Origin of the sequence: Vibrio intestinalis (assembly GCF_025195085.2) — a bacterium.
Lineage (GTDB): Bacteria > Pseudomonadota > Gammaproteobacteria > Enterobacterales > Vibrionaceae > Vibrio > Vibrio intestinalis.
In genome coordinates, this window is sequence record NZ_JANAVY020000023.1 from 1 (window position 1) to 12,383 (window position 12,383).

At 44.5% G+C, this 12,383-nt stretch carries 12 protein-coding genes and 1 riboswitch; of the genes, 3 read left to right on the forward strand and 9 right to left on the reverse strand.

Translation table 11 applies throughout. The features are described 5' to 3' along the window. Window positions 1–510: 510 nt before the first annotated feature. Entirely contained in the window at window positions 511–951 is a 441-nt protein-coding gene (locus MU515_RS18980) for an RNA recognition motif domain-containing protein (protein ID WP_260261973.1), read from the forward strand. On the opposite strand, the gene murI is transcribed toward MU515_RS18980, so the two are convergent. Genes murI through btuB form a run of 3 tightly spaced genes read right to left on the reverse strand, consistent with a single transcriptional unit; the run spans window position 926 to window position 4,293 of the window. Next, window positions 926–1,717, reverse strand: a complete 792-nt coding sequence (murI, locus tag MU515_RS18985) for a glutamate racemase (protein ID WP_260261974.1) — start codon at window positions 1,715–1,717, stop codon at window positions 926–928. The two genes, MU515_RS18980 and murI, sit on opposite strands and share 26 nt — an antisense overlap. A 31-nt stretch (window positions 1,718–1,748) precedes the next feature. Beyond that, a complete protein-coding gene (locus MU515_RS18990) occupies window positions 1,749–2,438 on the reverse strand; it encodes a Dph6-related ATP pyrophosphatase (protein WP_285892504.1) in 690 nt (229 codons plus the stop codon). Window positions 2,439–2,478: 40 nt separating this feature from the next. Beyond that, window positions 2,479–4,293 (reverse strand): TonB-dependent vitamin B12 receptor, encoded by a 1,815-nt coding sequence (gene btuB / locus MU515_RS18995; RefSeq protein ID WP_260261975.1) that lies wholly within the window; start codon window positions 4,291–4,293, stop codon window positions 2,479–2,481. Window positions 4,294–4,344: 51 nt separating this feature from the next. Further along, window positions 4,345–4,546, reverse strand: a riboswitch (cobalamin riboswitch). 275 nt (window positions 4,547–4,821) lie between these two features. Between btuB and trmA the strand changes: the two genes are divergently transcribed. Next, window positions 4,822–5,931 (forward strand): tRNA (uridine(54)-C5)-methyltransferase TrmA, encoded by a 1,110-nt coding sequence (gene trmA / locus MU515_RS19000; protein ID WP_260261976.1) that lies wholly within the window; start codon window positions 4,822–4,824, stop codon window positions 5,929–5,931. A gap of 72 nt (window positions 5,932–6,003) precedes the next feature. On the opposite strand, the gene MU515_RS19005 is transcribed toward trmA, so the two are convergent. Continuing rightward, the gene (locus MU515_RS19005; RefSeq protein ID WP_260261977.1) at window positions 6,004–6,393 is read right to left on the reverse strand and encodes a YijD family membrane protein; all 390 of its coding nucleotides are present in this window, start codon (window positions 6,391–6,393) and stop codon (window positions 6,004–6,006) included. Beyond that, window positions 6,393–7,034 carry an HTH-type transcriptional repressor FabR gene (gene fabR, locus MU515_RS19010; RefSeq protein ID WP_260261978.1) on the reverse strand — a complete coding sequence of 214 codons (642 nt, stop codon included), beginning with the start codon at window positions 7,032–7,034 and terminating at the stop codon, window positions 6,393–6,395. The genes MU515_RS19005 and fabR overlap by 1 nt, the downstream gene beginning before the upstream one ends. 252 nt (window positions 7,035–7,286) lie before the next feature. Here fabR and sthA point away from each other — a divergent pair, with 252 nt between their 5' ends. Further along, the gene (gene sthA / locus MU515_RS19015) at window positions 7,287–8,717 is read left to right on the forward strand and encodes a Si-specific NAD(P)(+) transhydrogenase (RefSeq protein WP_260261979.1); all 1,431 of its coding nucleotides are present in this window, start codon (window positions 7,287–7,289) and stop codon (window positions 8,715–8,717) included. A gap of 78 nt (window positions 8,718–8,795) precedes the next feature. Here the strand turns inward: sthA and dinF are convergent, their stop codons facing one another. The 4 genes from dinF to MU515_RS19035 all read right to left on the reverse strand — a co-directional run bounded on the left by dinF (window position 8,796) and on the right by MU515_RS19035 (window position 12,208). Beyond that, window positions 8,796–10,115: an MATE family efflux transporter DinF gene (gene dinF / locus MU515_RS19020; RefSeq protein ID WP_260262027.1), complete on the reverse strand. Its 1,320-nt coding sequence runs from the start codon at window positions 10,113–10,115 to the stop codon at window positions 8,796–8,798. 75 nt (window positions 10,116–10,190) lie between these two features. After that, complete coding sequence (locus MU515_RS19025; protein ID WP_260261980.1) at window positions 10,191–11,018, reverse strand: class I SAM-dependent methyltransferase; 828 nt, start codon at window positions 11,016–11,018, stop codon at window positions 10,191–10,193. Between the two features lie 112 nt (window positions 11,019–11,130). Beyond that, window positions 11,131–11,751, reverse strand: a complete 621-nt coding sequence (gene lexA, locus MU515_RS19030) for a transcriptional repressor LexA (RefSeq protein ID WP_260261981.1) — start codon at window positions 11,749–11,751, stop codon at window positions 11,131–11,133. A 94-nt stretch (window positions 11,752–11,845) separates the two neighbouring features. Further along, a complete protein-coding gene (locus tag MU515_RS19035; RefSeq protein ID WP_260261982.1) occupies window positions 11,846–12,208 on the reverse strand; it encodes a diacylglycerol kinase in 363 nt (120 codons plus the stop codon). Window positions 12,209–12,383 lie beyond the last annotated feature (175 nt).

A 12,383-nucleotide genomic window follows, 5' to 3' on the forward strand; every position in this document is an offset into this window, starting at 1 on the left:
TTTGAATTGACTGTGCTGAGTCTTTCGACTCAATGGTCACTTCGTTTCATTGAAACCTAATTTGATAGCTAAGCTATCTAATTGGATTATCATCAACGAGTGCCCACACAGATTGATAGGTCTATATTTTTAAAGAGCTTTTTCTAACTTCCGTTGCGCTCAGCGCCTCGTCGTTAGGGGTGCGTATCTTACGCTTCCCGTTTTGAGAGTCAAGCATTTTTTCAAACTTTCTTTTCTCTCTCAACCGAATCGGTTTGTGACTTTCGTCTCACTCCGTGTCGATGGAGGCGCATTATAGGGAGCCTCAGATTTATGACAAGTGTTTTTTGCAAAATAATTTTTGTTTGGACAAAAAGAAAACAAATCGCCTTAAATAGAATAAAATTTCAACATTTGAGTCATGTCACATCAATGAATTGGAAAAACACCAACCATATACGTAAGATCCGTGTGTCTATTTTGTTAAATGTAGATACCTTTATTTCTCTGACTAAGAAGTAGTATTCCAATATGAGTTCAAATAAATCGACTTTAATGATTGTCGCATTAGCTGTACTGGGTGGAATTGCCTTTTCGCAGATTTCCATTTCACCCGCTGTAAGTTTTGTTATTGGTGTTGTTGTTACCGCTTTTGTTTTTAAATTTTCCGATACGACAACAGTCTCCACACCAATTAATGATCCAGCCACCAAAACATTATATGTGGGTAACTTGCCATATAAGGCGAATGAGTCTCACGTAAAAGAGTTGTTTGCTAAACATGGTGAGGTTTTCGCAGTACGCTTAATGAAAGACAAACGCACTGGTAAAAGAAGAGGCTTTGGTTTTGTGGTCATGGCAGCCGCTGACGCAGCAACTGCTATTGAGGGGTTAAATGAGCAAGATTATATGCAGCGAACACTAAAGGTTCGTATTGCTAATGATCCTAAATCTCAATCTGACAGGGATTGACCGAACTAAAACCAAGTAATTGCAATGTTTGATTCAAGGCTCCTTCTTCCCAAGGGGGAGCACTTGAAAAAATCTCCCTTCCTCCCTTCTCTTGTTCCGTCTCTTTAATCGCTAATAGCTCTTGCACTCTACGAGCAATTGCTTCACCAGAATCCACCAGCAAAACTTGATCACCGAGGACGGCCTGAATTTCTTCTCTTATAAGAGGGAAGTGAGTGCACCCTAATACTGCGACATCAACTTTATTTTGAATTGGCGCTAGCAATGAGGTCAGCTCTTCAATGTTAATCGCTTTACCGCGTAGCTTTTCTTCAGCCATATCGACTAGTCGAGTTGAACCCAACATTTCAACTGGTTTGCTTTGAGAAAAGTCACGGATCAGTTCGTGGGTATATTCGCGCTTGATGGTCGCAGGTGTTGCGATAAGGCCAACGGCTTTGTTGGCCAGATTAGACGCAGGCTTGATAGCAGGTACGACACCAACGACAGGGATGGACAACTCAGCACGAAGAGATGGCAGCACAATGGTGCTTGCGGTATTACAAGCTATAACGACTAAGTCGATTTGGTGCTTTGCAACCATATTAAGCACTAAACGATTTACGCGAGCTAATAGTGTTTGGTGGTCTAACTCACCATAAGGGTACGCGGCATTGTCAAAGATATAGAAGTAATCTAACTGTGGGAGTCTTGCTTCGATCTCTTGATAAACCGATAGTCCACCGACTCCTGAATCAAAGATTAATACTTTGGCTTGCTGCGACACTGAGTTATTCCACTAATTAAGATGGAGCAAATCATACCCTTCGATTTGTATTTGGCAATGCTTTCGCGGTGTATCTTTGGTGCGTGAAGCGTTCTCCAACATCTAGATGGGTCGCTTGCAACTCGATACGGCCATTAAAGCTACGAGTTTGCGTCACTAGAGTATGAAACTCACCATCTTCCCCGCATGGGTCGACGCTACTTGGTAAACTAGATAAGAATTCCGCACTGTACCATTTACCACAGTAGTCGGAGCTTATTTGCTTACCATCGGTTGTCACCACCAAGGTTTTAATACCTCGCTCTAGTATCTCTTTCGCGAGGCTATCACTTGGTTCACCAAGTAAAGGGAAGACGGCTTGCCAGCCTGCTGGTTCTATATAGCTTCTTCGGTACTGCTCAATGCCATTACAAAACATATCGCCAAATGCAACGGCATCAATCTTTAACTGACTGGCTTTCAATGCCTCGACAATACGCGATTGATATATGTGGTTTGCTGGAAACACTTCTGGCAGTTCAATAAGAATAAGAGGTAAACCAAGCAAGTCGGCCTGCATCTGTAATACTGGGATAGGCGTTGCTTGAAACGGCACTTCATCTTTTACATAAGTGGTGTATAAGCCAACCACATTATATGAAGAGTCTTCCATTAAGCGCTCAAGCACTAAAGTCGAGTCTTTACCGCTCGACCAACTGATAATGACGTTTTTCTTTTGCATGATGTTTTGTAGTAAAAAGCCGCCCGAAGGCGGCTTTAAATTAGAATTGATAGCTTACATTCAAGTAGTAAGAGCGTTCAGCGGCTGGATAGCCCCTTGCTGTTTGATATTCTTTATCAAGCAAGTTATCTACTCTCGCACTAATAGTTACTGACTCATTGGCGTAGTAACTTACTGCTGTATCGACCAAAGAGTAAGAATACAACTCTTCACTTCCGTCAGGCCTCTTTCCGACATATTGATAACCAATAGACCAATCAATCGCTTCAAAGCTTACCAGTGCGTTCCACTTATACATTTCTTCAGCTCGGCGACTTAGCTGATTGCCTTCTGAATCTTCTGCGTCTTTAAAGTCAGCGCTTAATTGGTGGTACACAATACCTGTACCAAACTCAGCAACAAGTTCTAAACCTTGAATGTGAGTCTCTCCCTGAAGATTTTCATACCCACTTGGTGACCAATCAATCAAATCATTAATTTTGTAATCATATCCAGTAATTGACCAATTAACTTGTTGAACTTCACCTTCAAAAGTCAGCTCCCATGAATCTGAGCTTTCCGCTTTAAGATCTTTTGTTCCGTAATAAGGGTCGTATTGCTGATACAAGTTTGGCGCTTTAAATGCAGTTCCAAATGAAGCTTTCAAACCAAATTGTGGAATGAACTGATAACCCGCGCCTAGGCTATAGGTAAACTCTTCACCAAATTCTTCGTTGTCATCAAAGCGCAGGCTACCTTCAAATAAAGCATCATCAAATTGAGCTGTCAGTACACCAAACGCGGCCACATTTGAACGGTCAAATGTCTCGTTGGCATTTTTATCTGTATAAGACTCATCTCGCCAATCTAGGCCACCAGCCAGAATAACACTTTCAGTGAAGAGCCAACTATTGGTCCATTGAACATTCTGCTGATCTAACTCTCCTATAGAACCAGAATCTTTGCCTTCTGATTGAACGTAATTCCACTCTTTCTGCTTCTGGGTTGTATAGAGCAGCTCAGATACAAGCTTTTGCGACTGATATTTACCACCCGCCGTCAATGCAAGGTTATCTTTCTGCGCCTCAGAATAACCATGAGTCCCACGACTCGAACTACTCGTGTCATACTGATAAACATTATCGTAAGCTCTGACATTGAGATAAGCAGACCAATGCTGGTCAAATTGATGAACATAACCTAATAAACCATTTACGGTTTCGAAGCCATGACGGTCGCCGTCATTCAAGCCCTCGATTGGTTTTACATTGTAGCCCTCATCAGACTCCCTACCTAATGCGAAATTTAACTGACCACTTTCACTAATTTTGATACCAGATGCTAGGCTTAACTCTTGATAGTCTAAGCTACCAAGACCCGCGCTCATTTTAGTACCTTCATCTTCTGCTCGTGCAATTGTGATGATGTTAATTACACCACCTATAGCCTCCGAACCATACAAAGATGCGCGCGCGCCTCGAACATACTCAACTCGCTGAACATAAGTTAAAGGGATCTGGTTAAAATCGACTGATCCTTTTGCAGCTCGAGCAAATCGGATTCCATCAACAAGTACCAGAACTTGGTCTGAATTGGTGCCACGAACATATAGGGAGGCGAGCTGACCGCGTCCGCCATTTTGAGTAACCTGAACACCTGTTAAACGACGAAGAACATCTGGCAACGTTTTCGCTTGCATTTGGTCAATGTCTTGGCGAGTAACAACCTCTATGTTTGATAGGCTCTTACCTTCTACTTGCTCAAAACGGTTTGCCGTCACGACGACGGTTTCATCGGCTGATGATTGCTGTGCTTGTGTGAAAGGGGCATAAGGAAGCAGCGACGCCACGGCCACCGCTAAAATTGATTTGTTCATTGTCGTATCCTAAGTCGCGTAAATTCCTATGAGCCATCAAATACAGACCACTGCTTTGGCTCATTGCTGGCAGGTATTCGGACTTAAGAGCGTATGGCTTACATACCTACTAACTCGACTTCCCACATAAACTAATGCAGTGTCTCTTGAGCGTTCGTTCTCTCTTACCGCTGCGCGTCAGTTCTGGATTCACACCAGATTCCCTATTGCGTTATTTTTGTGATCTAAATAACACCAGCGAGAGCGAATGCTACAAAGTTGTTAACTGACTGTCTAGCGAATAATCGTCTAAGCTATCGTTTTCTCGGTAAAAAACTGTGTCAGGCTGAAACGCTATGCTGGGTGACATTCAAGTTATTGATAGCTGCTGCGCCACAAAGCTCGGAAGCGAATCAATACCTTCATTTCATCTGTAATTCATATTGTGCGCAGAATCAGACACTATTTATCGTGCAAAACTGGACATACCGTTAGGATTGAATAAAATCTGCGCTCTTAAATTAAACGCACCATACAAAGGTTATTACTATGGCGACTCTTGATGTAAATCCACAACGCTACCAACAGCAACTGGCTGAAAAGGTTGAACGCCTTACTGGCATGTTCACTGAATACAATGTGCCAGAGTTGGAAGTGTTTGAATCTCCAGAGCAGCACTACCGTATGCGTGCAGAGTTTCGCGTATGGCACGAAGGTGACGACATGTACTACATCATGTTCAACCAAGAGACTCGTGAAAAGTACCGCGTAGACCAATTCCCAGCAGCAAGCCGTCTGATCAACGATTTGATGCCACTACTGATGGATGCAATGAAGCAAAACGACACATTGCGTCGCAAATTGTTCCAAGTTGATTTTCTATCAACGCTAAGTGGTGAAATCCTTGTTTCTCTGCTTTACCACCGTCAGTTAGATGAAGCATGGACAACAGAAGCAAAAGCACTTAAGCAGTGCCTAAACGATGAGGGCTTTAACCTCAACCTGATTGGCCGTGCTCGTAAAATGAAGATTGTGCTTGATCGTGACTACGTGGTTGAAAAGCTTGATGTCAACGGCAAGCCATACATCTACCAACAAGTAGAAAACAGCTTTACTCAACCAAACGGTAAGGTTGCGACTAAGATGCTTGAATGGGCTATCGACTGTACTCAAGACAGCACAGGTGACCTACTAGAGCTTTACTGTGGTAACGGTAACTTCTCACTAGCGCTGGCACAAAACTTCAACCGCGTACTGGCTACCGAACTGGCGAAGCCATCGGTTGAATCTGCGCAGTACAACATTGCCGCGAACAAAATCGATAATGTACAAATCCTACGACTGTCTGCTGAAGAGTTCACCCAAGCGATTGAAGGTAAGCGTGAGTTCCGACGCCTGAAAGATGCTGGCGTCGATTTGCAGAGCTACAACTGCAATACCATCTTTGTTGATCCACCACGCTCGGGTATGGATATCGACACCTGTAAGATGGTGCAAGGTTATGAGCGCATTGTTTACATCTCTTGTAACCCAGAGACACTAAAAGAAAACTTGGACGTATTGTGTGAAACACACAACGTGACTCGCTTTGCTTTGTTTGACCAATTCCCATATACCCATCATATGGAAGCAGGCGTCATGCTTGAGCGTAAAGCTTAAGCATCGTCAAATACGACTTTGTAGAAAACAAAAAAACGAGCCATTTGGCTCGTTTTTTTATTCTGATTAAGTTTAGCTTTCGTCTTGGACTTGTTCTGCCTTCGACATATAGCCAAGCTTTTTACCAATCCATAGCATCAGCAGCATGGAAACAAGGATCGCAAAGAAGTTGGAGCCTGAATCTGGATGCGCCGCTTTAATAAATGCTGAGTGACCAAATGCCCCAACAAAGAAGCAGGCTAAGCCTACCAAAGGAATATCTTCCGATACTGGGTTGTTAAGGTACTCTTGGTACAACGCCTGAACAGCGAGTACTAGAGCAATGATAGGGAAAATTGAGAAACCCACTTCACTCATCGTTAGCCACGACAGCAACGCATCACTACACATACCTGCAACTAGCGCGAGTACCAGTGTTTTTTTCTCAGAACCACGATTAACTGGATTATTTTCATTAGACATTAATCAATTCCGCCTCTTAGTCGGTTACGTTCACGTTCTTTGCGATACCAATAAGCCCCTTTGGCTATCATTCGCAATTGCATGATCAATCGTTCAGCGAGAATTTCTCGTTCACGTCGATCGAGATCTAAAACTTCAGCACCTGAGCTAAATACTAAGGTTACCGATGCTTCTGCTTGTGTGAAGGCTTCATCTCGGCTCATTCCGGTACTGATCAAGTACTCGGTCAGTTCTGCGGCAAAATGTTGGATCTCTCTCGCCACAGCAGTACGAAAAGCAAATGAGGTTCCTGAACGTTCGCGAAGCAATAAGCGAAAAACGTTCGGGCTACTTTCGATGAACTCCATAAAGGTTTCTACCGAGGTGCGTATCACGCTTCCCTCTTTGACAATCCGTTGACGAGCCTGACGCATTAGTTGACGCAGTAACAAGCCACCTTCATCCACCATGGTTAATCCTAGCTCATCCATATCTTTAAAGTGTCGATAAAATGAGGTTGGAGCAATTCCCGCTTCTCGAGCGACTTCTCGTAGGCTCAAGTTAGAAAAGCTACGGTCTGCACTTAATTGACTGAATGCAGCGTCAATCAAAGAACGGCGCGTTTTTTCTTTTTGCTGTGCGCGAATTCCCATGGTTTTCATATTCTAATTTCTACTTCTCTTGATTGGTTCAACTGACTTACCAAACCCTAATATACACTCAACAGCCAATAGCTTTCATCCACCAGCGGCAATAAAACGCGCATCAACGGCTTTTTCAATCATTTCAGCTTGAATTAGAGAGCTGAAACCTGACGATAGCGTATTTTTACCCATCTTCACGTGATCAGCTCGACTGTCTGATAGTACCGAGATTTACCAAACAGACAATTTAGTTAAAATAGCGCTAAAGCAATGTTAAAACAATATAACAAGGATAGTGTCATGGCCGAGAGCAATCATTTTGATGTCATCGTGATCGGGAGTGGCCCCGGCGGTGAAGGGGCTGCAATGGGGTTAACCAAAGCAGGATTAGACGTCGCCATCATCGAGAAAGAAAGCAGTGTTGGCGGTGGCTGTACGCACTGGGGCACCATACCATCGAAAGCGCTACGACACGCTGTTAGCCGCATTATAGAATTCAACAACAACCCGCTTTTTTGCCACAACAACTCTAGCCTGCATTCTACCTTTTCCAATATCCTCGGCCATGCTAAGTCAGTGATCGATAAACAAACTCGCTTACGCCAAGGGTTTTATGACCGTAACGAATGCACTTTAATCTTTGGAACAGCTCGCTTTACCGACAAATACACAGTCGCGGTAACCCAATCTGATGGCACAGAAGAGATTTACAGCGCAGATAAATTTGTTATCGCAACAGGCTCTCGCCCCTATCAACCAGACGATGTCGACTTCTTACATGAGCGTATCTACGACAGCGACTCCATCTTGAACCTGAAACATGACCCGCGCCATATCATCATCTACGGTGCTGGCGTGATTGGGTGTGAGTATGCCTCTATCTTCCGTGGCTTAGGGGTTAAGACTGACCTTATCAATACGCGAGATCGCCTACTGTCTTTTCTCGATAATGAAGTCTCTGATGCGCTCTCATACCACTTCTGGAATAGCGGTGCGATTATTCGTAACGATGAGACTTATGAAAAAATCGAAGGCACTGAAGATGGCGTGATCATTCATCTAAAATCCGGCAAAAAAATGCGTGCCGACTGCCTGCTGTATGCCAATGGTCGAACTGGTAATACAGACAAACTGAATCTTTCTGCCGTTGGTTTAGAGGGGGATTCTCGCGGCCAACTCAAAGTAAACAGCAACTATCAAACCGAGACTGATCATGTTTACGCCGTCGGCGATGTGATTGGCTACCCTAGCCTTGCTAGCGCGGCTTATGACCAAGGCCGTTTTGTCGCACAAGCCATAACCAAAGGCCAAGCGGACAATTATCTCATCGAAGATATTCCTACTGGGATTTACACTATTCCTGAAATCAGCTCTGTCGGAAAAACCGAACAAGAGCTCACAGCTGCGAAAGTACCTTATGAGGTGGGGCGTTCTTCATTCAAACATCTGGCTCGCGCACAGATAGCGGGTAAAGACATCGGCAGTTTAAAAATCCTGTTCCACCGTGAAAGCAAAGAAATTTTAGGCATCCACTGTTTTGGCGAACGCGCAGCGGAAATCATTCATATCGGTCAAGCCATCATGGAACAAAAAGGGGAAGCCAATACCATCGAATACTTCGTCAATACCACGTTCAACTATCCGACTATGGCTGAAGCGTATCGTGTTGCAGCGCTTAATGGGCTTAATCGCCTATTTTAACTTACTTGGTCAATGCGAATAACAAATAGGCCACTCAATTGAGTGGCCTATTTCATTGTGAGTTACCTGCCTACTCTATTAGGCGAAGAAACGTTGTCGCTTCCATTGATACATAAATACGACCGCCAACGTGATACCGCGCATCGCCATAAAACTGAGCATGGCCAACCACAATGCATGGTTTTGTTGGCCTTGGCTGAGCAAACCAGCAGCCAAATAGAAAATAGCAAAGAAGCTACTGGTGGCGACAAACATACCATTACGCATCTCACGCCCTTTCGTTGCACCAACAAAAATGCCGTCTAGCAAGAAGCACCACATAGAAACTAGCGGCATCGCCACCAGCCACGGCATATACTCCATTGCTTTCGATTGCACTAATGGAATATCGGTGATCAGACTGATCATCTGCGATCCCGCCAAAGCAAAGACAAAGGTCAGCCCCGCGCAGATAATGAAGCTCCAAAAAAACGTCCCTATTAGAGATTGGTTTAACTGCTGTTTATCCTTCGCACCAATCGCTTTACCGACCATCGCTTCCATAGCGTAAGCAAAGCCATCCATCCCATAGGAGATGATCATTAAGAAACTCATTAACACCGCATTTGCTGCAACAATATCATCGCCAAAGCTCGCACCTTGGAAGGTCATAAAGGTGAACGTCGCTTGCAAACAAAGCGAGCGTAAAAAGATATCGCGGTTGAGTTTTACAAAACGTAGCAGGCCATTCGATGTATCTTTGAGTAGGCTTACAATCGACGGGATATTTTGCTTGATCCAAATTCGACTTGCGCACCATAAGCCAAAGGCACAACCTGAGTAGTCGGCGATCACTGAGGCCAATGCTGCACCTTCAACCTTCCAGCCAAACCCGATCACGAACAACACATCCAGCGCGATATTAGTGACATTGGAGATGATCACCATCCACATTGGCGCTTTCGCATTTTGCGTTCCAAGCAGCCAACCAAGTAAAACAAAATTCGCCAATGCCGCCGGTGCACTCCAAGCGCGAATGGTGAAGTATTGCTGTCCGTAATATTTAACCTGTTCACTGGCATCACTGAAAGAGAAAACCCAATCCGCAATAAACGAATGCAAGGCTAAAAATAGCACGGCAAAAGCCATCGCCATTGCCATACCTTGAGTGAACACAAGGCCAAGTTGATGTGGGTTCTTTGCCCCAAACGATTGAGCGGTTAAGCCAGTGGTAGACATGCGTAAAAAGCCGAGCAGCCAAAACGTCACACTGATCATAGTGCTACCTAAGGCCACGCCACCTAAATACCAAGCGTGCTCCAAATGCCCAATCACAGCAGCATCCACTAAACCAAGTAGAGGCACCGTGATATTGGATAGCACCATTGGAATCGCGAGCAACAACACTTGCTTATGCATTGCTCGATTTGAAAGGGTTTGGAAGATTTGCACGTTGCTACTCTTTAATCAATTTGAGCGCAAAGTGTAACTGGATCACCAGCGAAGCTGAACCACTACCGGAGTGAATCTTTGTTTAACTTTAATAAACTTATTGACCCAACGTTGCCATAACTTCCAACGGCCACAGTGTTTATCAAGCGGAGAGTAAGTTTTCGCCCAGCGCGCCCACGGTAAATAACGTAACACAGAATCACCCGGAGCATTGTAGCCATGAGCGTATTGGCCTGAGCCCATCTTCTGCCCAAGCTTGGTATTGGTTAAGTCGCCTGCAAGTACGATACAAGCACGTGCACTATCAAAATGGCGGCCTAGCGCTTGAATGAATTTAGCCACCCTTGGCTCATCGCAATCTAATAAAGCATGCTCACATACAATCAGGAGCGGCGCTTTCTCAGGAACCGGTAAGTCATCTAACCAAGCAAGATCTTCGACACTGCCGCATTTGTGGTGGTATCGCTCACTTTTGTGGAAAAGCTTTTGCCTCCAAAGCAGGTTCTCTGTGACATCGAGTTCAAGCCAATGACAGCGGCCATTGTCTACCCGATAGAAGCGAGTATCTAAACCTGCACCCACATTGAGAATCCAACCATCAGGGTTACGCGCGATAAATGCACTTACCTGCTCATCGCAGAGTTGGGTTAGTGTGGCGTGAAGAAGCTGCTTTTGGTCGATATCACCAGATAAGCATTCAGGGGCGAGCTGACAGCGCTGACATGCTGTTGCTGCAATAGGATCATAGACGAGGCCATCGTCTACGAGGCTCTCTCGACTGCGCAACCACAAAGGCTGCAAAAGGTTTGCAGGTATTTGGTAGCCATGTTTTAAGTGGCTTTGCTTTGAGGTTTGACGAGAGGAGGCCATTATCATCTTCCTTCCATAGGCAGAAAAAAGATGATAATGAATATCAATTACAAAAACAAGCTAATGAGAATAGATATCATCTCTCATTTATTGTAATGCTGTCGATTTAGGCTTACATCCAATCCGTATTACGAATAATACCGACTGCAATGCCTTCAATCGCAAGGTGTTGGCTAGTCAGGTCAACTTTGATTGGTTCAAACTCTTGGTTTTCAGCGTGCAGTAGTACTGTCGCGCCTTTACGCTCTAAACGCTTCACCGTTACATCTTCGTCCACGCGAGCAACAACCACTTGGCCGTCACGCACATCTTGAGTTTTATGCACCGCCAGTAGGTCACCGTCCATAATACCGATGTCCTTCATTGACTCCCCGTTAACGCGCAGAAGAAAGTCAGCTTGTGGCTTAAACATGCCAGGGTCAACTTGGTAATGAGCTTCAACATGCTCTTGGGCCAAGATAGGTTCACCTGCGGCAACCTGACCAATCAAAGGTAAGCCTTGATCGTCGTTTGCAGCATCTTCAAGCAAGATACGAATACCACGAGATGCACCTGGGATGATCTCAATCGCTTGTTTACGCGCAAGCGCTTTTAAGTGTTCTTCCGCAGCATTAGCTGAACGGAAACCAAGTTCTTTTGCAATTTCAGCACGCGTTGGTGGCATGCCTGTATCTTCAATTTTGCCTTTGATTAAATCAAATACTTGTTGCTGGCGGGGCGTTAACGGCTTCATAAGTCACCTGTCTTTTTATACAGTTAACTGTGAGTATATCCAGTAAGTGAGCAAATGAAAAGCGAATTGATGGTTTTTTAATGGCTTAGCAAAATCAGAACACAATTATCTCTAACCATGTGTATCCGGTAAGTAACATGGTGAGCATCACCGCCGCTGAGCCGATGTCTTTCGCCTTGCCTGCCAGTTCGTGTTGCTCAGTCCCAATGCGGTCGACGACTGCCTCAATCGCGCTGTTGACTAACTCCATGACTAAAACCAACACCACGGTCGCGACTAATAGTATCCGTTCAACTTGAGAAACATCTAGCCAAAAGGCCAATGGCAGCATGATGCTCGCCAGTGCAATTTCCTCACGAAAGGCGGGCTCACTTTTAAACGCGGCTTTCAAACCTTGCCAAGAATAGCGTGTGGCATTAATGATACGTTTTAAACCATGGACTGTTTTTTGTGGCACGTTGTGTTCTCATTTATTTTTGCGGTGATGACTGCGTTGTAGGGAAATTGACGTTTTCATACTCAATTAGCATTAAAAGGTTCGACCAGTTTCTGTTATCCTTGCAGCCGAAAAAAATAACTGCTTGGGCGCATCCCCACTTCTACACTTAAAGAATTGGAAATGTGCTTATGCT

Bases quoted from the DNA above. Each gene is read 5' to 3' on its own strand.
- MU515_RS18980 (WP_260261973.1), top strand. From the start codon at position 511: ATGAGTTCAAATAAATCGACTTTAATGATTGTCGCATTAGCTGTACTG.
- MU515_RS19025 (WP_260261980.1), bottom strand. From the start codon at position 11,018: ATGGCCTCCTCTCGTCAAACCTCAAAGCAAAGCCACTTAAAACATGGC.
- dinF (WP_260262027.1), bottom strand. From the start codon at position 10,115: ATGCATAAGCAAGTGTTGTTGCTCGCGATTCCAATGGTGCTATCCAAT.
- btuB (WP_260261975.1), bottom strand. From the start codon at position 4,293: ATGAACAAATCAATTTTAGCGGTGGCCGTGGCGTCGCTGCTTCCTTAT.
- sthA (WP_260261979.1), top strand. From the start codon at position 7,287: ATGTTAAAACAATATAACAAGGATAGTGTCATGGCCGAGAGCAATCAT.
- lexA (WP_260261981.1), bottom strand. From the start codon at position 11,751: ATGAAGCCGTTAACGCCCCGCCAGCAACAAGTATTTGATTTAATCAAA.
- trmA (WP_260261976.1), top strand. From the start codon at position 4,822: ATGGCGACTCTTGATGTAAATCCACAACGCTACCAACAGCAACTGGCT.
- MU515_RS18990 (WP_285892504.1), bottom strand. From the start codon at position 2,438: ATGCAAAAGAAAAACGTCATTATCAGTTGGTCGAGCGGTAAAGACTCG.
- fabR (WP_260261978.1), bottom strand. From the start codon at position 7,034: ATGAAAACCATGGGAATTCGCGCACAGCAAAAAGAAAAAACGCGCCGT.
- MU515_RS19005 (WP_260261977.1), bottom strand. From the start codon at position 6,393: ATGTCTAATGAAAATAATCCAGTTAATCGTGGTTCTGAGAAAAAAACA.